Source organism: Mucilaginibacter calamicampi, assembly GCF_042676765.1.
Taxonomy (GTDB): domain Bacteria; phylum Bacteroidota; class Bacteroidia; order Sphingobacteriales; family Sphingobacteriaceae; genus Mucilaginibacter; species Mucilaginibacter calamicampi.
Genome location: NZ_JBHTHU010000006.1, coordinates 466,692 through 493,067 on the forward strand (window position 1 = coordinate 466,692; position 26,376 = coordinate 493,067).

Annotated in this window: 23 protein-coding genes; 6 read left to right on the forward strand and 17 right to left on the reverse strand. The window is 35.1% G+C overall.

From position 1 onward, the window contains the following. Positions 1–2: 2 nt before the first annotated feature. The 4 genes from ACFQZS_RS11625 to ACFQZS_RS11640 all read left to right on the forward strand — a co-directional run bounded on the left by ACFQZS_RS11625 (position 3) and on the right by ACFQZS_RS11640 (position 4,194). A complete protein-coding gene (locus ACFQZS_RS11625) occupies positions 3–890 on the forward strand; it encodes a glycosyltransferase family 2 protein (RefSeq protein ID WP_377100366.1) in 888 nt (295 codons plus the stop codon). 30 nt (positions 891–920) lie between these two features. Further along, positions 921–2,111: a glycosyltransferase family 4 protein gene (locus tag ACFQZS_RS11630; RefSeq protein WP_377100368.1), complete on the forward strand. Its 1,191-nt coding sequence runs from the start codon at positions 921–923 to the stop codon at positions 2,109–2,111. 21 nt (positions 2,112–2,132) lie between these two features. Beyond that, entirely contained in the window at positions 2,133–3,164 is a 1,032-nt protein-coding gene (locus tag ACFQZS_RS11635; RefSeq protein ID WP_377100370.1) for an acyltransferase family protein, read from the forward strand. 352 nt (positions 3,165–3,516) lie between these two features. Next, a complete protein-coding gene (locus ACFQZS_RS11640; protein WP_377100372.1) occupies positions 3,517–4,194 on the forward strand; it encodes a WecB/TagA/CpsF family glycosyltransferase in 678 nt (225 codons plus the stop codon). A 3-nt stretch (positions 4,195–4,197) separates the two neighbouring features. On the opposite strand, the gene ACFQZS_RS11645 is transcribed toward ACFQZS_RS11640, so the two are convergent. The 14 genes from ACFQZS_RS11645 to ACFQZS_RS11710 form a co-directional block, all read right to left on the reverse strand. Next, positions 4,198–5,271: a glycosyltransferase family 4 protein gene (locus tag ACFQZS_RS11645; protein WP_377100374.1), complete on the reverse strand. Its 1,074-nt coding sequence runs from the start codon at positions 5,269–5,271 to the stop codon at positions 4,198–4,200. 40 nt (positions 5,272–5,311) lie between these two features. After that, positions 5,312–7,294, reverse strand: a complete 1,983-nt coding sequence (locus tag ACFQZS_RS11650) for a right-handed parallel beta-helix repeat-containing protein (RefSeq protein WP_377100376.1) — start codon at positions 7,292–7,294, stop codon at positions 5,312–5,314. A 45-nt stretch (positions 7,295–7,339) separates the two neighbouring features. Beyond that, positions 7,340–7,831 carry a serine O-acetyltransferase gene (locus ACFQZS_RS11655; RefSeq protein ID WP_377100378.1) on the reverse strand — a complete coding sequence of 164 codons (492 nt, stop codon included), beginning with the start codon at positions 7,829–7,831 and terminating at the stop codon, positions 7,340–7,342. A gap of 15 nt (positions 7,832–7,846) precedes the next feature. Beyond that, positions 7,847–8,863, reverse strand: coding sequence for a glycosyltransferase (locus tag ACFQZS_RS11660; RefSeq protein WP_377100380.1), 1,017 nt, complete (start codon positions 8,861–8,863; stop codon positions 7,847–7,849). A 35-nt stretch (positions 8,864–8,898) separates the two neighbouring features. Continuing rightward, positions 8,899–9,459 (reverse strand): hypothetical protein, encoded by a 561-nt coding sequence (locus tag ACFQZS_RS11665; RefSeq protein WP_377100382.1) that lies wholly within the window; start codon positions 9,457–9,459, stop codon positions 8,899–8,901. Positions 9,460–9,467: 8 nt separating this feature from the next. After that, positions 9,468–10,628 (reverse strand): EpsG family protein, encoded by a 1,161-nt coding sequence (locus ACFQZS_RS11670; protein WP_377100384.1) that lies wholly within the window; start codon positions 10,626–10,628, stop codon positions 9,468–9,470. Between the two features lie 10 nt (positions 10,629–10,638). Then, positions 10,639–11,682: a glycosyltransferase family 4 protein gene (locus tag ACFQZS_RS11675; protein ID WP_377100386.1), complete on the reverse strand. Its 1,044-nt coding sequence runs from the start codon at positions 11,680–11,682 to the stop codon at positions 10,639–10,641. A 55-nt stretch (positions 11,683–11,737) separates the two neighbouring features. After that, positions 11,738–12,703 carry a glycosyltransferase family 2 protein gene (locus tag ACFQZS_RS11680; protein ID WP_377100387.1) on the reverse strand — a complete coding sequence of 322 codons (966 nt, stop codon included), beginning with the start codon at positions 12,701–12,703 and terminating at the stop codon, positions 11,738–11,740. Beyond that, positions 12,700–13,788 (reverse strand): polysaccharide pyruvyl transferase family protein, encoded by a 1,089-nt coding sequence (locus ACFQZS_RS11685; protein ID WP_377100389.1) that lies wholly within the window; start codon positions 13,786–13,788, stop codon positions 12,700–12,702. Before ACFQZS_RS11685 ends, ACFQZS_RS11680 begins: the two co-directional genes overlap by 4 nt. A 12-nt stretch (positions 13,789–13,800) precedes the next feature. Then, a complete protein-coding gene (locus ACFQZS_RS11690; RefSeq protein ID WP_377100391.1) occupies positions 13,801–15,540 on the reverse strand; it encodes a thiamine pyrophosphate-binding protein in 1,740 nt (579 codons plus the stop codon). 70 nt (positions 15,541–15,610) lie between these two features. Beyond that, positions 15,611–16,489, reverse strand: coding sequence for an SDR family NAD(P)-dependent oxidoreductase (locus ACFQZS_RS11695; protein ID WP_377100393.1), 879 nt, complete (start codon positions 16,487–16,489; stop codon positions 15,611–15,613). 11 nt (positions 16,490–16,500) lie between these two features. Further along, positions 16,501–18,039 (reverse strand): lipopolysaccharide biosynthesis protein, encoded by a 1,539-nt coding sequence (locus ACFQZS_RS11700; protein WP_377100395.1) that lies wholly within the window; start codon positions 18,037–18,039, stop codon positions 16,501–16,503. A gap of 140 nt (positions 18,040–18,179) precedes the next feature. Then, positions 18,180–20,624 carry a GumC family protein gene (locus tag ACFQZS_RS11705; protein ID WP_377100397.1) on the reverse strand — a complete coding sequence of 815 codons (2,445 nt, stop codon included), beginning with the start codon at positions 20,622–20,624 and terminating at the stop codon, positions 18,180–18,182. Positions 20,625–20,645: 21 nt separating this feature from the next. After that, entirely contained in the window at positions 20,646–21,473 is an 828-nt protein-coding gene (locus ACFQZS_RS11710) for a polysaccharide biosynthesis/export family protein (RefSeq protein WP_377100399.1), read from the reverse strand. Between the two features lie 165 nt (positions 21,474–21,638). Between ACFQZS_RS11710 and ACFQZS_RS11715 the strand changes: the two genes are divergently transcribed. Then, positions 21,639–22,385 carry a ChbG/HpnK family deacetylase gene (locus ACFQZS_RS11715; protein ID WP_377100401.1) on the forward strand — a complete coding sequence of 249 codons (747 nt, stop codon included), beginning with the start codon at positions 21,639–21,641 and terminating at the stop codon, positions 22,383–22,385. Positions 22,386–22,420: 35 nt separating this feature from the next. Here the strand turns inward: ACFQZS_RS11715 and ACFQZS_RS11720 are convergent, their stop codons facing one another. Genes ACFQZS_RS11720 through ACFQZS_RS11730 form a run of 3 tightly spaced genes read right to left on the reverse strand, consistent with a single transcriptional unit; the run spans position 22,421 to position 25,058 of the window. Further along, positions 22,421–23,296, reverse strand: coding sequence for a hypothetical protein (locus tag ACFQZS_RS11720; protein WP_377100403.1), 876 nt, complete (start codon positions 23,294–23,296; stop codon positions 22,421–22,423). Positions 23,297–23,305: 9 nt separating this feature from the next. Next, the gene (locus ACFQZS_RS11725) at positions 23,306–24,316 is read right to left on the reverse strand and encodes a Gfo/Idh/MocA family protein (protein WP_377100405.1); all 1,011 of its coding nucleotides are present in this window, start codon (positions 24,314–24,316) and stop codon (positions 23,306–23,308) included. Then, positions 24,309–25,058 carry a WecB/TagA/CpsF family glycosyltransferase gene (locus ACFQZS_RS11730; protein ID WP_377100407.1) on the reverse strand — a complete coding sequence of 250 codons (750 nt, stop codon included), beginning with the start codon at positions 25,056–25,058 and terminating at the stop codon, positions 24,309–24,311. Before ACFQZS_RS11730 ends, ACFQZS_RS11725 begins: the two co-directional genes overlap by 8 nt. Before the next feature lie 316 nt (positions 25,059–25,374). Here ACFQZS_RS11730 and ACFQZS_RS11735 point away from each other — a divergent pair, with 316 nt between their 5' ends. Next, positions 25,375–26,307, forward strand: a complete 933-nt coding sequence (locus ACFQZS_RS11735) for a right-handed parallel beta-helix repeat-containing protein (RefSeq protein WP_377100409.1) — start codon at positions 25,375–25,377, stop codon at positions 26,305–26,307. Positions 26,308–26,376 lie beyond the last annotated feature (69 nt).

Genomic DNA, 26,376 nt, shown 5'->3' on the forward strand with positions numbered 1-26,376 from the left:
ATATGATTAAAGCCGGGCTGGTAACTGTTTTGTTTAACGCCGATGATGTGTTAGACGATTTTTTTAAAAGTCTGTCTATACAATCATTCAAAAACTATGTACTATATATTATTGATAACTCCCCATCAGCAGCTACTGATAAGCTAATAGCACATCTTAGTCGGCGCTACCAGATATCGAATTATATCCACATAAAAAATCCGGAGAACTATGGGGTTGCTAAAGGCAATAATCAGGGAATTGAACTAGCCCTGCGCGATGGAGCAGATTATGTTATATTGCTAAATAATGATATAGCGTTTGTACAACCTTTGTTGCTTGAGCAGTTAATTAGTACTGCTGTTAAAAAGGGTGAGGATATTATTATACCTAAGATATACTATTACGGTACGCGAAAGTTATGGATGGCAGGCGGAGCGTTTATCCATTATAAAGGGACTTCAGCGACCATTGGAGATAAGGAAGAGGATAATGGACAGTATAATGCGGATCGATATGTAGATTATGCCCCTACTTGCTTTATGTTATGCAGCAAAAAGGTATTTGACGTTGCCGGCCTAATGGATGAACGCTATTTTGTATATTATGACGATAACGATTTTGTGTTCAGAGCAAAAAAGCGGGGCTTTAGTATTTACTACCTGCACGCTCTGGAGGTTTTTCACAAAGTTTCAATAAGTACCGGCGGCGCGGAATCTTTATTCTCGATTTATTATTTAAATCGCAATCGCATTTTATTCATCCGGAAACATTACAAATTTCCGCTTAAGCAAATAGCATTAATGCACATGATGCTTACCAAAGGAATAAGACATTTCAGTTACGATAAAGCAAGAAAAAAACAATTAATAAAAGCTGTTAAGGACGGATTTTCTATTAGCGTAAATTAAAATTACTTTGCAAATAACATATTAATATAAGTGAAAGTAGCCATATTAAGCAACGATTTCAGGGTATATTGGAGAGGGCGATTGATTTACCTGCAAAGGTATCTTAAAGACAATGGTGTAGAAATGCGGGCTATTGAACTTTTTGGCAAAGGATCAGCATATAGTTTTGACGACTATAACGATAAATATCCCTGGTGGACATGTTTGTTCCCCGATAGTGATGCTACAGAATTATCAACAGATACAATTGCAAAAGAGCTTTTTAACTCGCTTAATGCTTTCAACCCGGATGTGGTAATAGCTTCTCCTATTACTTTCTTTGCTGGCGCGCTGGGCTTGCGCTGGGCTAAGAGGAATAACAAAAAGCACATCATGTTTGATGATGCCAAACCCTTGTTACAGTTTAAACGAAATTTTTTGGTTAGATGGGTAAGAGATACCATTACGGCGCAAACTGATGCGCTATGGTTACCTTCTGCCGATTATGACATGGAGTACCCATCGTTGGATAAATTAGATATGCACTTTTTTTACGGCTTTAATTGCATTGATAATGAGCATTTCAAACCCTCTGAACAAAGAAAACTTGATGGTAATACAGTTATATGCGTGGCAAGGCTGGTTCCTATAAAAAATCTGCACAATCTATTGCGGGCATGGCAAAGCATTGAGGAAAAAAATATCCAATGGAAATTAGTAATTATTGGCGACGGCCCCATGTACGAAAAGTTAACGCAATTCGCTCTGCAATTAAATTTAAAGAGTGTAAATTTTATGGGTGCTAGTAATTACGAGGACATGCCGGAACACTTGCACATGGCAGATGTATTTATTTTACCCAGTTTATCAGAAACATGGGGGCTGGTTGTAAACGAGGCCATGGCTGCCGGTTTACCTGTGATATTGAGTAACAAGGTTAACGCGGCAGTAAGCTTGCTCCAAGAAGGAGTAAATGGTTATAGCTTCGACCCTTATCAAATAAGCGACATTACCAGTTCGCTTTTAAAATTTATAACGCTGGATGACGATTCCAAACAAGTAATGGGAATACAATCTCAACAAATTATTAGCAGAATGGACTACAATAATATGGGACAGAGTTTGCTTGGCGGTTTAAATACTGTATTAAAAAGGAAGGTTAAAAAAACAAATTTTATATCGTCCTTATTATTAAATCTATGGTCGGGTAAGCATGATTTATCCGCTTGGTATGAGCTCTAAATCCCGAACTAAAAACTTTTAATGACAGCGCTAAAGGAATTCAAGCTGAATAATTTTGATCTGTTGCGTTTACTTGCTGCAACGCAGGTGGTTTTTGATCATTATTTTCAGCACTTACATATCCTTTTAAATGATTGGCAACAGGCGTTGCTTTACTTGTTTCCCGGCGTCCCTGTTTTTTTTGTTATAAGCGGCTATCTTATAAGCGCATCCTATGAGCGGACTAATGATTTAACTAAATATTTTAGGAACAGGATATTGCGCATATTCCCGGGGCTATGGCTGTGCATATTTGTTAGCATATTTATTATAACGCTCACCGGTGTTAGTTTTTTAAACAAGCAAACAATTTTTTGGTTGCCAAGTCAGCTTATAGGATTAATTTATACCCCAGCATTTTTGTCGAACTACGGTTTTGGATCTTATAACGGAAGCTTGTGGACTATACCTATAGAATTGCAATTTTACATATTACTTCCTGTATGTTACCTACTTTTACCGAAGAAGAAAAGCGTGTATTGGCTAGGCCTTTTAGTGGTAGTTTTTATTTTACTGAACATAATTTCCACTACATTTACATTTAGTCCTATCATCAGTAAGTTGCTTAACTATTCGTTCATTCCGCACTTCTATCTTTTCCTTACCGGGATGCTGTTGCAAAAGTTAAAATTATACTCATCTACAATGGTGTATAACCAAGCCTTTTATTGGTGTGCTGCCTATGGTATTTTTAGTTTAGTGTTGTACAATTATATTGATCAAACAATATTCTTAATATTAAAGAGCCTATTGTTAGCAATTACCTTATTATCAATGGCTTATACTTTACCTGGTCTGGCAAGCCGATTGTTGCGTACCAACGATATTTCTTATGGTATATATATTTACCACGGGTTGTTTCTTACTGTTATTGTAGCGTTACAATGGGCTGATTACGTAAATTTATTTACTATTACTTTAATATCATACTTGGCTGGCTTTTTATCGTGGGTTTTAATTGAAAAGCCGTTTATCAAACGAAAAGAAGGCGCTTTTAGGAAACTATTTAATTAAAACCTACAAAATAATAAGCGAAAAGAAATAATATTTATCTCGCAACAATTTTGCGGTACACCTTAACAGTATAATGGAGGGCTTTGTTAATAAACTATTAACAAAGTGGAAAATAGGTAAGATATTTAGCTATAAAAGAAACTATTCTTTAATGGAATAATGATATTTAATAACTATTTTTGAGAAAATTAAGATTCTATTAAAATACGGCCTCACTTTTGAAAGTATCCTTTTAAGTTAGGTTGAACACTAAACTATTTAACTTGTTTGTATTGCTAAGTACATGGGTAGGAGTCACACGGTAAATTTATTTGATTATTCTATTTATAGTTCTAATTTAGAATTTATTGATTTGAATTCTAAGTATGTAATTAACACCATTAATCAATACTCTTACGTTGTAGCTGAGCGGGATGCGGAATTCAAACAGTCATTATTACAGTCCGATATATTACTTCCGGACGGCATTGGTATTGTTGTAGCTACCAAAATTATCAAAGGCAAAAGAATTAAGAAGATTGCTGGAGCTGACTTACACAAGTATTTACTGGAAGAGTTAAATTTAGTTGGGGGCAAGTGTTTTTACTTAGGGTCTTCAAATGATACATTAATGCGGATTAAAGATCGCATAACCCATGACTATCCTTCAATTAACTTTGGCTGTTATTCGCCTCCTTACAAACCAGTTTTTAGTGAAGAAGACAATCAAATAATGATTGATAAGGTTAATAGTTTTATGCCTACTGTTCTATTTGTAGGCATGACAGCCCCTAAGCAGGAAAAGTGGGTATATGAACATAAAGACCAGTTGAACGTTAATATTATTTGCTCTATTGGTGCGGTGTTTGATTTTTATGCAGGTACCATTAAACGGCCCAACCGGTTTATGATAAAAATTGGCATGGAATGGATGGGGCGCCTGTCTAATCAGCCTAAACGCTTGTGGAAAAGATATGTGTACTACGGCCCCGTCTTCGTAGCAGATTTAGTGAAAGATATTTTCAGTAGTATTTCTAATAAAGGCGGGTAGTACTTAGGTGTTAAGTACGTCATTGTAAATTTCGTTTAACTTTTTTACATAATTATCCATTCTGAAGTTTTGAGATATGTATGACTTCGATTCTTTTGACATTTGACTTATCAGATCTGTTTTTTTGCATAATAATTTCATTTGGCCATAGATTGCCGTAGAATCATGTTTGGGTACCAAGAGGCCATTAGTTCCATTGGATACAACACTGCCCATCGATCCATCTGAAGTCGTAATCGGCACTAAACCGACAGCCATACACTCAAGCAAAGCCACGGGTAATCCTTCACCATGAATAGACGGGAGAACAAAGACATCATTTGATGTTAATTTATCAAGCTTATCTGCGCCTGATACGATGCCATGAAAAATTATTTTATGATTTCTGTTAGTAGCTTCAGTTACCCTTTCTTCTAGTGGGCCTGTTCCACAGATGTTTAGGACCGCATTTATTCCGGACGAGCAAAGCTCTTCAAAAGCTTTTATTAGATAATCCAAACCTTTTGATTCATGTAATCTTCCTAAAAATAAAAATCTTGTTACTATTTCACTTTTGTCTTTTATGTTAGCTTCGAGGTATGTATCCTCAACGGAATTAGATAATGATACAGTGTCTTGTCGAGAGCTGTACTGCTGTACGAGGTCTTTCTCCAAATCACTTAGCACAATTAATATATCGGAATTTTTTATTATTCGATTAATAATATATTTTAAGATTAGATTTTTTGGTTTCGTTGTAAGGTGCTTACCCCCATGTAAGTGGGTTATTGTTTTCTTTTTAAAAAAACTGGCTATTTCAAAAAATGAGTAGTCTCTTAATATTGATTTTGGATTAAGAGCAAGATTTAAGTGAAGTATATCATATTTGTTTTTTTTAGATAGGCTATAAAAAAGCAAATAGCTTTTGAACAGCGGTGTTAGCCTTTTTAAACCTCCAGCTTCGTCGTCTTCCTTTCCAGACAAAAAGTGGTAATAATTTGCTGCTTTGTTATATTTAATTATCGAATTAACTACAGACGAAATGCCACTTACATTCTTTTTTACGTCTAAACTTGGGCCAGTGATTAAAATATTCATATATACTTCATGATTAGTGACAAAATATTGTGCGATAGTTCTAGTTTTTCAATAAAACTTTCGCTGAATAAGCGGGAACTTTAATTTTTTTAGAGTATTTATTATGATGTAAATCATAATAAATACTGTTATATAGGTTATATATCTCAACCGCTTTAGTCGGGTTTGTTAATAGAACTAAACTTCCACTAGGCTTACGGCTTAATATTAAGTCCTTGTCACTGCTGTTTATAGTTATGGTAAATGAATTTACGTCAAGAAGTGCGTTTTTTTTCCAATCAGAAAAGTTGTAGGACTTTTTTAATCCGGAAAGTTTAAGACTAAAGGTTGAATCATTTTGTGACATTTGACGGATGTAATAATTACTGTCGATAATTCCATATGTACCAATTGTGCTTCTTGCATTTGTTAGTGCTAAGCTACTTTGTCCTTTTTTTGAAATACATATGTTATTTGTTACTATCATATTGCGAATTCTTGTCCCCATTAGGGCGCCATCATCATCCAGAATTATTTGGACGGAGCTGTCATAAAGAATATTTCGGTTAATTTTTATGTCAGAAGCGTTATGAACCTTAATTCCATGCCCTCTAATAGTACTAACGGTATTACTAATTATTTCGATTTCGGAAGTTCCGTCATCTGCATAAATTCCCACAGTCATTTCAAAATGCGGAAAAGCTGTACCTTTTGAATTTCCAATACCATTAGATATGAAATTTTCAATAACACTACGTTTTTTATACTGTGCGCCATCTAAGTAAATGCCTGCACCGTCTTGCAATATTAAATTAAAATTATTGATAAGGTTATGCCTTATAATACATTTATTACCTCCCACTCTTATACCGTTATAACCACAATTTCTTATATTATTTCCATAGAGTAACATATTGTCGCCATTAACATCCAAGGCTGAATAAACAACACCCATTCCGGGAAATAAACCTGTGTTAGAAATAGTATTATTTGTAATCGTTGCATTTGTACTTCTGTAAGATTTAATGGCGATGTCGTTACAGTGGTCAATATAATTATTACGCAGAGTTAAACTATCTATATCCAAAGTTGCTTCTATCCCTTTACCTCCAGAAAGGTAAATGATATTATCACTTATATTTATATTACTTGAACGAATAATTTTTATAGCGCTACTGTTAGCCCCTTCAATAGCTAGATCTGTTACGCGAATGAATCTTGCATCAGAAACGGTAACCAAATCATCAATCGTACTAACCATTATAGAGTGGTTATGTGGCTTTCTTAATCCAAAATATATCTGAATTCTTTCTTTTAACGGATCATAATACCACTCTCCAAAAGTATCAAGCGTATTGACACCCCTTTGAATAAAAAAACCAAATTTATCCATAGCCTCCCAAGGCGAATTTCCGTTATAGGTAATTGATCGGGGAAGACTTTCAGTAATAACACCTTTTTCTAAAGACCACCATGTCCGTCTCACAACCAGTTCAGCACCCAACCAATTTGAAAATTGCACATTCGGTTGTAGGGCTATTGTGTTTTTTTTTCCTGTAGTTCTATATGTTATATATCCTCCATTTTTCGAATTATAATTAGGGAAACGCCCTACAGGCATTGGTTTCTTATCAATCAATAATAAGTTTAGTTTTTCAACCGATCGCTCGCAAGCAGTTTCCCAAATACCACCACCCGAATACTGCCATTTTGTGATAGTTGTTAAAGCTTGAATTTTGGGTAAAGAACCTCTGCCATAGGCACCAAAAGTTATGTTATTTGCTTTTGTGCCAGATGATTTAATAAACAACGGCCCATAAAACACTTGCCCACGTTTAAAAAAAATTTTATCACCTGGCTTAAATTTATAGCCATTAACTGCTAATAACGTTTTCCAGGGATGCTCTACTGTTCCGGCGTTATTATCATCGCCCGCATTTGAATCAACATAATAGTTTTGTTTATTCTGTGTCCATGGATGTAAATGCATAAGCATGATGACCGTTTTTATAATGAAACACAGCATTGAAACTTTACTAATCATCAAGAATTTCTGTTATATGACGGCTTATGATATTTTGCTACATTGTTAAGTGTAGTTAGGATGTATAATCTTCGCAGGGTTGCCCGCAACAACGGAGTTAGGCATTACATCTTTTACAACGACGGAACCCGCGCCAATTGTCACATTATCTCCTATTGTTATATTTCCAATAATACAGGTATTAGCACCGATGTTAACGAAGTTCCCTATTGTTGGACAACCGCCCTCCGCGTGAGCATTACCTATAGTGGTGTTCTGACGAACAGTAACGTAATCTCCAATTACGGTGTCTTTACTTATAACTAAGCCTTGACCATGAAATACGTTGAAGGCATAACCAATTTCGGTTGTATCGGGTATATCTATTCCTAACAGATAGTTAAATAGAATTTTGTAATATATTCTATATAGTAAACCTAGTGTCTTATATACACCTTTTTTTTTCGAAATGGCGTTAGATTTTCTAAAACTTTTTATAAAAAAACGCCCTTTAGTATTAGAACCAATTGCTTCAAGCTCGTTATATAAATTTTTCATAGTTCCACGTCGGAGTTATTTGGTTTTAGCCATTAGCATTAGAAACTTATAACAGTTGTGAGTAATTAAGTAAGTTGCAATTCTGTACTTAAGGGGAGATATATTGCATGGATATCGAGTAATAACTTTATGCCAAAACTCATCAGATGAAACTTCTTTTAACACCGCTCGCCTTTCCTCGTTAGTCATATCATAATTTTTAAGGCTAAATATTAGAGACCGTACGTATCCTATGAAGAGTCTATCAACACTTTGTCGATAATTAGCTAAGCCCAATAAAGACAGTTTTCTATCTAGCTCAACGCTCAGTACCTTGTATCGTTCAAACCTGTCTTTTCTATATGATGCCGACAGCGAAACCCCGTTAATACAATAGAAGTAAAGAGGATCAGGCAGGAATGCAACCTTTGAGGCCATTTGAAGGTAATCGATATGAAAAATGATATCTTCAGAAATAAATTGCCTCTCTGAATGGAACTTTATTTTATATCGGTCAATAATTTCTTTGGAATAAATCGCCCGCCATACGGACATCTGATACTTTCTATCAGCAGTTGCACTTGGTTCATTGCCCACCATATCTACAAGGAAATTGTTTATTTCATCACGACTATTAAAAGTTGTTAATTCCTTAACTTCCTGTACAGGGCGTACAGTTAAGTTTTCATCTACACGATTAAATCCACAATAAACCGTATCTGAAGAGTTTATCTTTGCTACATTGTAAAGCATTTCAAACATTTTAGGACCCACGTAGTCGTCGGAGTCTATAAATGCGACAAATTCACCTGTGGCCAATTCTATTCCGCTATTGCGAGCAAATCCTAAGCCGGCATTTGCTTTATGTAGAACTTTAATTCTGTTATCTTGCATGGCGTATTCATTACACAAAGCCGCACAATTATCTGGAGATCCATCGTTAACTAAAATAAATTCGACGTCGACGAGGGTTTGATGTAATAAGCTATTCATGCATCTCGGAAGATACTTCTCTACATTGTAGATAGGGACGATGATGCTGACTTTTACCATTCCGAATTACTTATTATATGATTTAACCGATGAATTTACTTGATTTTTCTAGCGGGTATGCCGCCTATAACTATTCCTTCCTCTAAAAAGGAATGAATTACAACAGCTCCCGCTGCTATTTTAACCCTATTTGCTATAGTCACATTACCTATTACTTTAGCGCCAACACCTAACATCACATCATCACCAATAACGGGGCAGTCATTAGTGGCGCCATTATTTCCGATACAATTATTCCCATGTAAATGGCAATTTTTACCTATGATTGCTTCGCTATTAATTACATTATTGTAGTGATAAATTAGTAAACCTTTATCCGTGTTCGCAGTACTTATTTCGAGACCTAATTTTTCTCCCAATCGATTTTTAATAGAAACATAATACAAATAACATAAGTTATGTATAAAACTATTTTTGCTTTTCAATAAATGATAATCGGTTTTCCTTGACAAAATCATAAACGAATAAACCATTCGTGCCGGCTCTCTTTTCAGCCTAGATATATAATACCGAAACTTTGTTGGAAACATGTACTCGGAATATATTTTTTTTTCATAAAGTATACAATCCAGTAGCTCTGCTCTATTCGTGATCATGCTTATTGTTATAAGTTCCAAAAAAACAAATGGTCTGGGCTTAAAAAAATGAACCTACCCCAAAATAGTAATAAATAAATCATAATTGTAAAAATGCTCATGTTGAAAAAGTACATAGTACGATTCGTTTTAGCAACACTGCTTCCATTGAAAAGCGCCACTTGCTTTATAACGTTTCTATTGAAATACATCAACGTTACATATCCTAATACTACAAAATAGAACATCATCAAGGGTTCAGCAATACGTCTTAAGATTTCAAAATAAAATACAGCTCTATCAAAAATTAACCCAAACACAGTAACATTGTATATCCAAATTAACCTCTCGTTGAGCCTATATTTTAAAGTAATATATCCTGAGTAAATAATACTTACATGAAACAACGCAGAAAGAATAAGAGCATCGATCGATTGTTCATAAATATCGCTTGCTGCCTCTTTACCAAACCACGTGTCTGCATTTTCTATGTAAGATTGAAAATGACTCTCTACAGAGAGTGTACTAATGTATCGGGACAAAACTCCTATTTTACTTACATCAAATACAAACGTAAAAAATAAATAGAGTGGAATGGAAACTTTCCAATTTATAAGCCATTTACGGCTAAAATAAAACATCCCGATCATGGCTGTTGTTAAAAGAATAGTTGTATGTATTGATGCACCTATTAAAATAGATAACCCGAACAATATCCATTTGCGCTTATCAAAGTAATACCAAGCCAACAATACAAAACTTAGTGCAATTCCCTGCCTAATGGCCGAAGTAGTAAGTATTAAGGTTGCCGGCAGGAAAAATGCATACATATACTTAGCCTCGGCACCAAAACTCCGTATAAACATGAAAGCGCAAGTCACGAAAATCAAGCTATATATAATGTATGCACCAATATAGTTTAATCCAATAGAATTCATTCCTTGATTTAAAAACTTAAACCCTTGCTGATCTTCCTGGTAGCTAAACGCATGTTCAAATCGGTCTTTATAAGAAAGATAGTCGGGACCCCAACCGTATCTTGAACCTATAATTAATATATAAGCGAGTATAGGAATTAATGCTAACTTCCAATATTGGATATTAGAGTTAAAATTATAATTGCGCTTACCCCATGCTATAAACAAGATGAATAAAAATATATATAAAATGATATGCTCCGCGCTAGACATAATTGAAGAACTATAAATGTTTTAAGCAAGTATGAAAGTGACGCACTGAAAAAATATGACTGCGATCAAGCGATGCGCGTTTTAATCGATCCAATCTATCTCTGTCAGCATCTAACAACCTGATTGCATTAGAAAATGAACTCACATCATCGTTGTTGCAATAAATTGCACCGTCTTCTTTACAATAATCCCTAATTGAACCAACATCGCTGACAATCATTGCCAAACCCATGGCTATAGATGTTGTAATAACATTACTTCCAATGGTATCATCCATGACATTTAATGAGATGTCAGCTTCTTGCATTAATTCTTTCAGCTTATCTTCACATACGAAGCCTACAAGTTTAACGTTACTATAACCATTGAAAATATGATCAATGTCACTCACGCCTTTACATACTACAAAAGAAACATTGGGGTTTGCTTTTATAATTTCAGATAAAATGTTATAATTTCTTTTTTGATTCCCCATTGCAATAACAATAATCCTATCATTATGACTTGATCGGTACTTTAAGTTTTTATAATACTCAAGGTCCACGTAATGAAAAAGAGTAGAAATCTTACTTTGAGGTACCCCTCTTTTGACAAAATAACTTGATAATGAGGATCCCATAGTTATCACGTTATCTACGGCAAAAGTCCAGTTCTGAATTTCACTTTGCGTAAAGGCGTTCTCCAATACCGAAGGCGTTAAATGCACGAGTCCTAATACTTTTACCTCAGGTTTTAATTTTTTTATTACCTCGGCAATACGGTTTTGAGGCGTAACCTTTTCCATATATTCTAGTAGAAACACTCTATCTCCTTTTTTAATCTGGTTAACGAGATATATCGCAAACAGAAAATAGCTAGCGGGATTAATTACCTTAGTGCACGCCTGCCATTCTATTCTACCCCAAAAATTTCTTTTTTTGTTTCCAAGTCGGTCGGCAAAAATATATACTTTATAATTGTCAGGAGAATTGAATTTTAATAAGTTAGCCATGTGCTTCATCCCAGCATGGTTGTTCGTCGTATTTTCCCAGTCCTGACACACTAAATAATCCATATATGCTAATTTAATTATTAAATTACCTAGAGTTTCCTATTCAATCACCCTATTGCTAAACAAAATTGTGCCTTGGGAATGTTAACGTTGTGACGATTCGGCCAAACTTCATAAAAGTGAATACTAGTATTAACTGCCAGAGATTTCTTCTATTATTTTTAAATACAAACTCTTGCATATTTTTAAGCTGTTTATATTTAGTAGTGTTTATTTTGAAAAAGTGCTTTTTTCTACCCCATAAAAAATTCATGTAAAGGGTGGCGAGTTCTGTCTTAAATTCTTCATCTTTAGCGGTTTCTGTTAATGCCTCCTGAACATAATTCATGATCTTTAACTCATAATCTAAATTGAATTTTTTTAAAAACACTGATAAGGCGGAACCTGGTCTATCCCATCTGTAACTATATACGGATTTATTAATGATTAAAACTTCACCACTATTATTTAAGCCCAGCCTTAAGTTCATAATCAAGTCTTCTTTATTTTTAATCTCTCTCGGTAAGTCAAAAATAGAGCCATAAAAAAGATGTTTTCGGAAAAGCTTTCCCCATGGTGCCACTTCTACTTTCCCATTTAGAAAAATGGATAGATAACTATTATTACTAAACACGCCAGCGTAAGCATTTTCAAAGAACTCATATTTGCCATCGTCATATATTCTATGATATGCGCCTATTACGATATTAATATTTTCCTTTACAGCAGTAATTAAATCCTGTAGCGCACCGGGAGGAGTTAAATCATCGCCGTCAACAAATGTAATCCATTGACCTTGGGCGATTTCAACACCACTTTTTCTGGCAGCTGTAACCCCTCCATTAACTTTATGCAATACTCGTACCCGATCATCTTTTTTTGCATATTCATCACAAGTCTCTCCGGAACCGTCTATACTTCCGTCATTAATAAGTAGCAACTCAAAGTTTTTATATGTTTGCGATAAAATGCTGTCAACACAGTTATTTAAAAAGGAATTTAAATTATAAACAGGGACAATAACGCTTATTAAAGGTGGTTTCATTTTAAGGCATCATGTAAGAAATTATATGCTTCCTGCCGTACTTCATCCATTTTTTTATTTGGTTCAGAATAATCTATTTCTTGAAAATTAGGTGAAGTATTAACCGATATCAATCTTTCTGAAAGTGCAAATCTCCTTAATAAAGAGGCTGATCTGCTATCCCAACCATCATGAAGGTTCATGGTGTAAAAAGGTTTATTAAATATCATAGAAAATATAGTTCCATGAAAAGATGTTGTAACAACACAGTCTGAGTATTTTATCCAACCTAAAAATTCTTCAACAGATGCTGATTGATATTTGTTTATTGCATTTACTTTGTCAACATGCGCTACCAGTTCCACGACAACCCCACCAATTTGTTTGGCAATATCGCAGGCGATTTTTAACGTTGCTTCACTAACACGAACTTGATAAACCAACACATATTTTTGATTTAAATCCGGTTTTACAGCTATTTTTTCCCATTGAGTACTTTTTAGCAGCAGAGTAGGATCAATAACAGTTGTTATAGGCTTTGAAGTAAGAGGCTGTAATAATTGTTGTAACACTAACTCCCGTACGCCTACATAGTCAAAGTTTTTTATTGCATTTGTAAAAAAAGTCTTTTGTTCATTTGTTAATTGAATAGCCTCCATGCTTGCAGCATAGGCAATCTTTCTAGACCCTTGTTTAGCTGGGAACTCTCCAAAAAAAACCTTATCAAAACCGTTAGTGATTTTTGGATTCCATATTTGATCACTTCCAAAAATATAAGCATCCAAATCCGGAGGAATTTCATTCGAAACTTTTCCTGACAGGTATAATCTGTTATTTATAAAATCATTAAACCTTGTATACCTCAAATAATGCTTCCGAAACATAAGAGCTTCCCAAACAGCTTTTTTGGCTATCTTTACAAAATTTTTGGATTGAAAAATTCGTTTTAAATTTATTAATTTATAGTGGTCAACGATGTAATGGGGTCTGTAATCAATTATTTCAACTTCATGCCCTAGTGTTTTTAAATATTCTTGAGTACCGTAAGCTTGTAGTACGGCCCCGTAATTATGAGCAGAGTGAAATGTTAAAATGCCTATTTTCATATCTGTCTATATCTATCGTCCAAAAAGTTTTTTAATGCCCTTTAAATTATTGTCACCAACAAATTGTTTTAAAGCTTCTTTTGTTTTCCCTTTTACCCCTTGTTCTTCTAAATTCATCATAATCTTTAATGCCTCTGCTTCTTCTTCACTATTAGTGAAAACCTCCAATAATATGGGTCTAAGGGTAACGCCACTTACTAAAAACTTATCTACCACTGCTTCAAATTCCTCCTCGTTGCCGGCGCATAAATAGTCAAAGCCAAGATCTTCTGCATAATGTTTTACCAGTTGCCTCGACTTATTGCCAAAGTGGCCGGCAGCCGCTACAAATTCATCCGCTTCATCGCCAAGGTTAGCAGCATGATGTTTATATTGACGAAATTCTGTGCCTTTACCGTTATTAACCAACATTATACGGAGATTATTTCCTACGTGTCTGTTTCCTAAGGCATTCATATCATAAAAGAAAGCCAGGTCACCAAGTACGCAGAAGTAAAGTTTTTGTTTATTAGCTAAAGAAGCTCCTAGTAAACTTGAAAGACCGCCATCTATTCCAAAGCCTCCTACGTTAGATGCAGATTCAACCGATTTAGGTAACTCGAAAAAATTCCATGAGCGCAGACTGTTTAAAATGCCGAAATGTATAGTAGAATTATCCGGTATCCGATGAGCTGTTTTAGAGGCCAGCCATATGTTTGAATAAGGGAGTTCCGGTAGTTTTTGATATAGTTCATCCAGCTTGGTTTTACAGGTTTGTAAATACGTATCTTTTGATGTATTACCTTCTTTTGCATATTGCTCAAAAAATAACTTTTCGGGCATTTCAAAAACGTATTTTAATTTTCTATAAGTATCACGAAGTTCTCCATCTTCACTAACTCGCCAAATTTCCCCACCTCTTGCACACAAATTGTAGTAATCGCCTGTAATTTCACCAATACTGATAACTATATCCGGCGAAAGAGATCCATCAAAATATAATTGACAGCCTGGTAAAGTAAATAAAACTCTATACTTTCCTTTATAGCCGCTGGTATGATCACAAAAGACAACTGCGTTATTTGTAGCACAAAAGGCATCCAATGCGCTCTCATCTTCTTTTGTGAAATTGCTATGAGAACCTATAAAAACAGCAACCCTTCCATTCAATGCAGGAAATTTCTTTACGATAGTAACTCTCTCAATTTTTCTTACTGCCGGAAGTTCTGTTACACTAAAAGATTGATTATATGTTGTTGGCAAATTAATGTGAACGGGCCCGCCGCCATGGCGGGTTAATTCCAAAATAGCCCTATTTGCTTTTATTTCGCATTCCCATAAATCATCGTCATCTTTAATTAGGGGCAACGATAAACTTAATTTAACGACGTCTTTTTGCATGGAACTTCTATCTATTACCTGCGCTACGTGATGCCCAACTTTTGCAAGAATTTGTGTTGACGTAATTGCTAAAACAGGAAGTTTCCTATAAAATGCTTCAGTTAATCCAGGTAAATAATTTCTCGATGCTGTCGCTCCAGTACAGCTTATTATAACCGGTTCGCCAGACTCCGCTGATAAGCCGCATGCAATATATGCTGCCGACCGTTCATCAACCGCAGAGTACATCTCAAACCAGGAATCCCTCCTCATGCTTGTTACCAATGTAACATTCGTTGCACCGGGCGACGCAACCACTTTTTTCACTCCATGCGATTTTAATAAGGCAATTAAAATCTGAATATGTTTTTCGTCTGAATATTGGTTTGCCATAGTATATGTTTTAATTAATACGATCTAATTATTCAATGAAATTATTTTGCCGCCATTATCAACACTATCTTTATTTTATAGAATATCCACCATCACACACTATTGTTTGTCCAACAATAAAATTGGCGGAATCACTCATAAGAAAAATTGCGAGTTCTGCTATCTCTTCTGGTAACCCAATTCTTTGTAACGGATTTTCGGTAATAAATACATTCTCCTTTTGATGTAGAAATCCGGGTTGCATATCTGTAGCAATTATACCTGGCGCTATCCCATTTACTATAATACCATGTTGTGCTAATTTGATGCCGAGGCCTTGTGTCAATCCAGCGACATCCCATTTAGTCATCCTATATGGGTAAGTTGCTCCAACAAAACCACCTTGCGAAGAAATATTAATAATTTTTTTTAAGCTATTATTTCTGCAGATCATCCATTTTTCACACAGCGTCTGTGTTAAAAAAAATAAACCCTTTGAATTTGTCGCATATATTTTATCCCATATTTGCTCTGTAATATATGGGAATGGAGTAGTGTCTAACACCCCTGCGTTGTTAATTAAAATATCTATATCGCCACCCAATAAAAAAGTTGCCTTTTCAAGACCTTTGTGGATCTCAGACACTTCGGAAATATCCCAAACTAGAGGCTGTAGTAATCCGGAGTTCAATTGCTTGCATGCCTCTCTCAACTTGTTTTCGCTTCTACCAGTTATAACAACAGAAGCTCCCTCTTCCAAGCATCTTTTTGCAATATTAAATCCTATTCCTGCTCCGCCTCCTGTTACTACAATTTTTCGGCCTTTTAAAACTTGTCCATATTGTATACTAGAAATATTAACTATAGTATAACCGCCATGACGATAGATTTTTTTGAAAGCCTTTAGCATTAACGATACACTCGTGACTATACTTAAAATTTTACCCTTAATTATGCTTATAAAACTCATCGTTAAAGCTTTTAATTTAATGTTTTTAAAATTCTTTGCTTAAATAGTCCTGTGACCTTTATACGTGAGGTTTCATCTAGGCCTATAAAATACATGCTTGCGCAAGCAAATATTATACATAAGAAAATATTGATCGCAGAGAACAATAAACCTGTGGGCAACACCCATTTAATTATATATGAAAGAGTACCGGACACAATCGCAACTAACAAAACAGGTAATATTACTTTTCTAGAAAAGGAGCGTACAGGTAAACCAACTAAGCGGCGCACCAGGAATAAACGAGCTACAAACATTATCAAATTCACTAATATAGCTACCGTGAAAACAGAATAAGCACTCCCTCCTTTTTTAAAAACAATCCATGAAACAATAAATATCATCATTTGGAGTGCACCAAGAGTTAGTTCATACAACCTCATTTTACCCGGCGCCCTGGCCGCCGTGCTCAACGGCAAACTAACCGCCAGGATTAAAGACTCTATCAATGCCAAGCGAGTAAACAATACTGAATACTCCGGTAGATTTTTTAACCATAGCTTTAGTATAGTATCCATCTCAAGATAAAATGGCAGCGCAACAATCCACATTAAAAAAAAGGTTATTTTCGATCCATTAAATAACAGAAAAAACATTTCCTGTTTGTCGCCTGCTGCATAAGATTTAATAAGCGGAGGATAAAGCCCTGTATTAAAATTATTTGAAAATAAAATTATTTGCGAGTTTATATTGACTGCTATACCTCTGGCTGCTACTACTACCGGATTAAAAAACTGATTAACCAATATAGTGCTGGCCTCATTGCGTGCAACATTCGACATTTGACCAAAAAGTGTCCACCCAGTAAATCCTAATACTTCCCGAAAAATGCTTTTATCCCAGTAAAATTTTCTAAATTGACACTCTTGATATTTATGAAGGCATATGAAAATATAACCAAAAACATTTAATAAGGACAAAATACAAAGCAAGACACTATACAACTTTAGCTTTTCAAAGTTCAAATAAACCAGTAATCCTACTATAATTAATTTGATAATAGTTTCTAAGATTGACATATATGCGTATATGTGCATGTCTTCGTGGGCAATAATCATGGATGTGAAAGGTGACGAAATAATACCTATCACAAAAGTGAATATTGAAAAATGATAAACCCAAATCGCTGTGTCAAATCTATCAGGAGGTATCTTTAAATGATTAGTTACAAACCAGAGCCCTGCGGTCTCCATTAAAATCAATGCTAAGAGTGCAATTGATATATAAATGATAAAATTTACGGTAAATGTTTTTTTTATTTTCTCCAAGTCATTTTGGCCCATAGCAAACGAAAAAAAGCGTTGTGTTGCTGAGGCCATTGACCCACTAAGAAATGTAAATAGTGATACCAGCCCACCAATTACCGTATAAATGCCATAATCCTTAACTCCAAGTACGTTTAATACAATTCGTACAGTAAAAAGACTTACAATTAATACTAGTACTTGCCTGAAGTACAGCATTAAGGTATTTTTAACAATATGTTTCCTATTATTAATCGTTTCTTTCATCGATAACTATCTGTGGTTGTTGCTCGCCGTTTATTAGGATGTATGTAATGTTAAACGCACCTTAATCACAGATAATGTTGTATCTCAGTTAAACTAAGTATTCCTACTCATTGATATTATTAGGAATACAGTGTTACAAATTAAAATCTGCTTACAAGTCCTTTTATTATTTTACCAAAAGTTACTTTTTCTTTTGTAGCATAAGAGTTATAACCATTGTAACCGCCGTAGCCATAGCCGTATCCATAGCCATAACCTTGACCATAACCACCATAGCTAGATAGACCGCTTTTTACACCATTGAATACAATTGTGAATTTAGGGAAACGTTGTGCTTCGTTAATTTCATTAACAAATTCCAACTCATATTTATGTGTGTAACCTTGCCGTACAACATATAACGATGCATCTGCTACACGGGCAATAATTAGTGCATCGGTAACCAAGTGTATAGGCGGGGAGTCTATAATAATGTCATCATACATCGCCTTAAGCTTATTGATAAGTTCATCCAATTTTTCGTTCTCCAGCAATTCGGAAGGATTTGGTAATATTGAGCCACAACCTAATACATCAAGCCCCGGTATGCCCGATGGCTGTATAAGCGATTTGACATCTGAAGTTTCGTTGTTAAGGTAGTTGCTAATACCTGTATGTGCAGATGGTAGACCAAATGCGACCGAGATTTTCGGTTTGCGTAAGTCCATCTCCATTATAATGGTTTTTCTTGATGCGTAGGCTAGTGTTACTGCCAAGTTGGAGCTCACGAAACTTTTACCCTCTCCACTCACACTTGATGTAAATAGTGTAACACGACCACTACCATTGTTGCTATGCAAGTGGTACAGGTTGGTACGCAACACCCTAAACTGCTCGCCAATTGCAAATTTACTTCTACCTTCAGATACTACTATCTGCTGGTTGCTAACCTGATAAGCTAACTCGCCCAAAATAGGTACTTCTGTTTCATCTTCAATCTGCCTGCGACTAATTATCAGATCATTCATACTTTCACGCAAATAAAGTATGCCCGCAGCTATTGCAAGGCCAACTATTAAAGCTATAGCATACACTGCGATCGGAATGGGCCACTTCACTCGTCCGGCGTGCGCGTCATCAACAACTTCAGAGTCAGAAACTGATGACGAATAGCGTAAATTAACTTGTTCATATTTTTCCAATAAGAACTTGTAAATATTTTCTTTACTTTCCTGGTATCTTTTTAATGAACTGTATTCTTTATCCTGAGCAGGAACGGATTTTAAAGAAACTTTAAGGCCATTTTCTATTTGCTGTAATTTATTTCTTTCAGCTAAAAGAGATGCTTTAGTGCTTTGAATGGCACCTTTAAATTGTTTTTTAAGTGAAGATATTTGCTGATTAACCGTACTCAATATTGGGTTATCTTTTGTAACGGTAGTTACTAAGAATTCGCGACGCATTTGCAACTCAGTTAACTTACTATAAATATCATTTAAAGCTTGATCTTTTACAGTATTACTTATTGCCGGCAATTCTCCCTCGCTTTCTGATGAATTAGCATATCTTTCAAGATTATTAAGTACCCCTAACTCAATATCAACCTCATTCATGTTTTTAATATTGGTTTGACCCAGGTCTCGGAAATCTTGCGCCTGCTCTCTAATATCTGTTATATTGTGAGCACTTCGGTAAATTTGAATGTCAGTTTCAATCGCGTTAAGCTCTTTTCGTAAAGAGTCAAGCCTAAATCCTATAAATTTTAGTGTGCGTTGGGATAGCTTACTTTTACTTTCCATTGCATACTGAACGTAGAGGTTCATTAGAGAGTTTAAAACATCCTTACCTCGTTGCGGAACTTCGTCTGAAGTTGTCAAGTTAACAAAAGGAGCATCTTTATTTTCTAAAGCAACCTTTATTGTTGCTTGTAGACCGTCTGTTACCTGATCAGGATCCTGTATTCTGATGGTAATGGTAGAATCCAAAAAACTACTGACTTTACTTGTTGGGATTAGCTGCCATGTACCTATGCCAGTTTTTATTATTGAAGAAAAATTATAAATAGTTTGTTTACCGTGGGCATCTTCGTAAGCAAAATTTTTTGGAGACTTTATATGAATAATTAATTTTTCTCCCGTGGGCGATGTTATTCCTTCCTGCTGCACAAATTTAAAAGTAACCGGGCTTTGTTTGTAAAGATCAACATTTTTAAGGCCCTTCTTTTGGATGTAGCTTGTCCACAGTTGCAACTCATCTACTACTTGATAAATGATCTTTTTAGATTGCATCACCTCAATCTCATTCTCAACAATTATAGGTTTATCTATAGGATCTAGTTGTTGTTCCGTTGAATTTTGGTTTACAGTTAACGAAGCTGATGATGCGGTAGGTGATTTAAATTCAAGCGTAGCAAGTATTGGATAAACGGAAACAGTTGTTTTTAAATAAAAATATGCACCTACTAATGTTATTATCGTACACAGTACAAATAATGGCCAATGGTAGATGTATTTTTTTATAAGCAAGTTCATACCCGAAGTCTGACCTTCAGTGCCACTGCCAGGTAATGTAAACGCTGCTAAGGTTTGAGTTTTTTGTTTGCTCATATATTTATATTATCAATATTATTAACGTGACAGGAATACTGCAACAATAGTAAGCGCTGAGAACAATAAGGATAGCCTCTGTGCATAAGAGTCTGTAGCCAAAACTCGGTCGCGATTTGGCTTAACATAGATAACATCATTGTTCTTTAAATAGTAGTATTGCGACGAGAATATTTTTTTGGATGTTAAATCTATTGGAACATATTCGCGTTTTCCTTCAGTTTCTCTAATTAGGAAAATACTGTTCCTAACACCTGTGGTATTTAAATCGCCGGCTAATGCCAGTACCTCATTTACATTTATTTTTTCAGTCGCAATATTAAATAATCCTGGATTTTGCACATCTCCTAAAACCGAAACCTTGAAGTTCATCAATCTAACCTCTACATTAGGTGATAACAGTGCGGCAGACAATTTATTTTCCAGAGCTGATTTTGCCTGAGAAAGCGTTAGCCCCCCAATTTTAAGCGGCCCTAATGTAGGCAAAGAAATGTTTCCATCTTTATCTACTAAGTAACCGACAACAGCATTTTGCGCTGTAGAAGTTATTTCTCCGGTAGTTGCCGCATTAGCACCGGTTGAATTTGGACGAACCAAGTTGTAGTTGAAAACAGCATCAGCTTCACGGCTCAAACTAACAACGTTTAGCGCTATCATATCTCCGGCCTGAAGTACAATAGGTGAGTAATTAATTATCTGTTCCGTGACTATGCTGTCCTGCTTCAAATCTTGATAGTAGGGAACGTTTTTGTAAGGAGTGCACGAACCGATTAGAAGCGCAACACCAATTGTAAGTAGAAAAATTTTAAAGCGCATATATTTTTTTTGAAAACAGTTTGGGTTACTCAAGCATCTTTGTTATTTAGAAGAAGATATACAACCAAAGTAACGATATGTAAATAGTCCCTACAAATTTTCGTTATTTTGAGTTATTGGCAGTAAATATATTAATTTTGTTGATTATTTTAAAACAAAGGTACTTTTTTTAGCAAATATTTTAAAAAAAAATAAACATTGGACAATATTAAGAACTATACAATTATCGCTAATGCCGACGACTTTGGTTTGAAAGGTTCTGTCAACTCTGCCATTATCCAATGTTTCCAAAAAGGGTATATTACCAGCGCATCAATAATGACCAATAGCGCTATTTTTGATGAAACCGTTAAGTTGATAAACAGCAACGCGTGTGTAATTAATATTGGCGTACACATTGATTTAGTGGAGTTTAAACCCTTAACAGCGTTTAAGCCAATAAAGTTTCTTAATGAAGAAGGAAACTGGAATTCGGAAGCAATTAATAAAAAATTTCTGATACTTGATGCCCAAGCTAAAGATGCTTTTGAATTAGAAATTTATAAACAAATAGAAACGGCGCTTTCCGCGGGTTTAAACATAAGTCATCTTGATTCTCACTATCACATACACACTTTACCGTGTTTTTACAATTTGTTTATTAAGGCAGCAAAAAAATACCATTTAAAATTGCGGCTGGCCCAAACTTATAATGAAGGTAATTATCTAAAATTCCTTTATAGAAAATGGCTTAACAATTCTATTAAGAAAAACGGATGCAATTATTCTGATTTGTTCGAGGATGTAGATCACTTTCTCACCTCAGAAGGACAGAATGGTGCTTTGAGTGTTGAAATAATGCTTCACCCGGATTTGGATGTTTATGGAAATCTTACTGACCACTACGATCCTGATACAATGACTAAGTGGATGGCTTTTTTACACAATGCAAAAAAGACGTTGTGACACTGGTTAACCGGTAAAATGTAGGGTACGTCTGTTTAGCCGCGGTTTTGATAAATAGAATCGTAATGTTGAATTTTAGCAACAGTATCAAAAATATGCACTTTTGATGATGCGCCAAACAAAATTGATTCTATGTTTGGAAGGCTACAAACGTACTCTATGGCCTCGTCTGGCGAAATAGCGCCGGCAGCAAGTACCTGCATTGCAACAATTCTTAATTTTCTGCCTTTTAGCGTGTCTTCGTAAAGTTTTCTGCCACCGGGCATTCTAAAGCCAATTTTATTTATTGATGTGCATATTATAGCATCGTGTATGTTGCACGAATCCAGCATCTCAACCAATTTAGGCATATTCATGGTTATAAAACCAACTTCTGCATTGTATTTTTTTCTAATATGATCATGAAATGCAATAAACATTTCTTTCATACCAAGCCCCAGCAGTAAGTCTGTTACAATATTTTGCAGCCATATAACAGGAGTTTTGATGCCCTTAAACATTTTCATTTCAGCATCAATCAGTAGCTGAACTATTGAAACAAAATCTTTTGACAAATAAGCAATTCCTCCCTTGGCCACCACACTCAAAAAGTTTCCCGGAACGTATTGTTTAATAGTTTCCCAATACCCCAACTCAGTAACAGCATTAGCATATTTATGGGCATAAGGCATACAGGGATAGATTTCAAAATCTTTGTATTTTTCAGGATATTTCCTCACATGATCACAAATATTCCCAATTCTTTCATGGGTTGTGCACATAAAAGTATTTATCCCTGCTTCTCTGGCAGTATCCAATGTCTGTATAACTGCATCATCATCCTTAAACTTGATTGAAAGTGACCTTGATTTTTCTTCAGAGATGTGATTTATCGCAAAAAACTGGTTATCACCAAAAAGTATTCTATCCATTTCTAAAGATTATTTTGCATTTATTCTTATCAAATCAATTGCTCTATCAGTAAGCCAGGCACTTTCAAAAGTATTGATAATGTTAGGTTTATTTGCAATAACTGCGTTTATAAAGTAATCTATTTGAGCAGAATATTCTTCGCCGCGCAAATAAAAGTCTATTTTCTCGGTTAAATCTGTAACGTATTTAATATTCCATCCTGTTGTATATCCTTCGGGAGTTGTTTTGTCTTTTAAATAAACCTTCAATTCATTTATGTCTGAAACTATTTTTCCCTTAGTTCCCTCTATAGTTATAGAAGTTGACATTACCCGATAAGTCTCATCGCTCCAATTAACAGATATGGTGCCTGTAACGCTATTTTGAAGCTTTACTAATGCATAAACAGCGTCTTCAACTTTTCTTGAAAAGATTGACTTTAAAATACTGCTATTAACCTGCGTTATGGGGCCAACTATGTAATTAATCAGATCTATAACGTGAGATGCGTATTCCATAAGGCATCCGCCACCCTCACCCGGATCAGAGCGCCAGGTGTACGATTGTTTCTTTACAACTACCGGGCCGTAAGATTCACCTTTAAAATGCAATATATCACCAATAGCACCTTGTTCCAGTAAACGTTTTACCTCTTGCCATGTACCGCCAAACTTATTATGATAACCAACCTGGTTAACAAGATTGTTCTTTTCTGCTAATTCAACCAGTGGAGCACCTTCTTCGGGGGTAAGGCAAAATGGCTTTTCAACAAACACATGTATATTTTGCTGCAAAAGTTCTTTAACAATTTCAGCATGGTACTTAGTGGGCGCAGCTACAAAAACGGCATCGGGCTTGGTAGCAGACAGCATTGTCTTGTAGTTAGCAAAGCACGAAAAGGGAGAATATTTTTCCAAAACGTCAACAACAAGCTTCGAAGTGTCGCAAACGCCAACAACTTTAACTTTTGGGTGAGCCCCAAGAATAGATAAATGGGAAATTCCCATTTTTCCGGCTCCAATCAACGCGACTTTAAGCATTATTAAACTTCTTTAATTTAAAAAATAATAAAATTACGTCCGAAAAAAATTTCATCTGGTTACCTATATTTCTTTTAAAAATTTCCGGCCTCAAAAAAATTCTAATCAACCAAGCCAGTCTTAATTTGTACCATAACGAATGAATTGCCTTTTGTGTTCCGGCAAACCAATCAAATACGTTACCAATGCTAATTATTAACCCACTTTTTAAACGGTATTTATGCTTTACAGACCATTTTTCTTGTTTAGGGCAAGTCATCCCAATAAATAATATATCTGGTTCGTACTCATTTATAACATCCACCATTTTATTGTTATCTTCTTCACTAAAATCTGATTTAAATGGCGGCGCGTAACTTCTTATTTTAATGTTAGGATATAAGCGATGAGCTTTTTCTTCTATTTTTTCAAGAGTTTCAGGGCTTGATCCTAAAAAGAAAACTTTATAACCGTTAATATTAGCCCGTTCTATAAAATGCTCAAAAACCTCGGGGCCCTGGTTTTTTTTAATATTTTTTCCTTGTAATAAAATAGATGCCAGTGCGAAATATACACCATCTAAAACCAGATAATCACTTTTTTTTAAAGATTGATAAAACTCTGCATCGCAAGTCGATAAGCCATATGAATTAGGACTAATGGTATTGATTACCTGGGGGGAGGTATTTTTTACATTAATTAAATCTAAATCATCTGAAAAAACTTTAAATCCTAACGTATTAATATATTTTGCTTTACGCATTTTTAAACTTGACTATAAACCGGAGAGCAATAATTTCTTTTCAATACTCCATCTTTAATTTTATCAATAAGATATTTAAGAGTAACTTAAAAGTTTGCCACATTCAACTCGTACCACGGCAGAGGCATCATTTGTGAGCAATTATACTAAATAAAATGCAATTTTATCTAAAATATCAATACTTTACTGATGATTTTATAAATTCATAATATTAGTTTTGAATTCCAACTAATAGTTGCATCACATAATAGTTATGGATTTGCAAAAAATCCCGGCGCTATTTTAAAAAATAAAATTCCTACCGAAAAATAAATCAATGATAAAAGGGAAAAAGAAATTATTGGCGTTTGGCGCGCTGATCTTTGTAGCGTGTTATTTTATTACCAGACCATTAATAGCCGAGGATAAGGGCTTGGAATTTGAAAATTTACATGATACAACTATTTCAAATATATCTATACAAAATATAAAGCAGCCATGCTTAAAATTTAGTAATTGTAGTAACATCACTATAAAAAAATGCACTTTAAGTAATTCTACCGATGTAGCTATTTTTTTGTATAAGTGCCGCAATGTTACTATAGAAAATTGCTATATAACAAATGTGTCAACAGGTGTTTACGCGTTAGAATCACAGGGTATCAAAATAATCAATAATACTGTTCTTAATGTTAACGGACCGTTTCCTCGCGGACAGATGGTTCAATTTGACGAGGTAAGCGGGGCGGGAAACCGGGTTCTAAATAATAAATGCGAAAATATTATTGGCCGGAGCTTCGCTGAAGATGCTATAAGTATGTACAAATCCAGTGGTACACCCTCAGACCCAATATTGATAAGCGGTAATTTAATAAAAGGAGGGGGGCCTAGTATAACCGGCGGCGGAATAATGCTTGGCGATAACGGCGGGGAGTATATTATTGCTACAAATAATGTATTGGTAAATCCCGGTCAGTATGGTATGGCTATTTCCGGTGGTAAGCATATTCAAATTACAAATAATAAAATTTATAGCAAAAGGCAATCATTTACAAATGTTGGTTTGTATGTATGGAATCAAAACCCTTTGGCTTGCGGGGATAACACAGTTAGCGGCAACTACGTTAACTGGACAAATTCTAAAGGCGCTGCGCATGACGAGTGGAATAACGGCAACTGTGGCGTGGTTACAGGATGGGATACAAATGTGTGGCGGGCTTCTATAGACTCAACCTTAATTGAAAATAACTTTATGCTAAATAAGTTTTGAAGCTTAACGCGCATAGTTTATATTATCTGATACTCCTCTTTTAAAATTATTAAAAAAAAGGCCTTATTA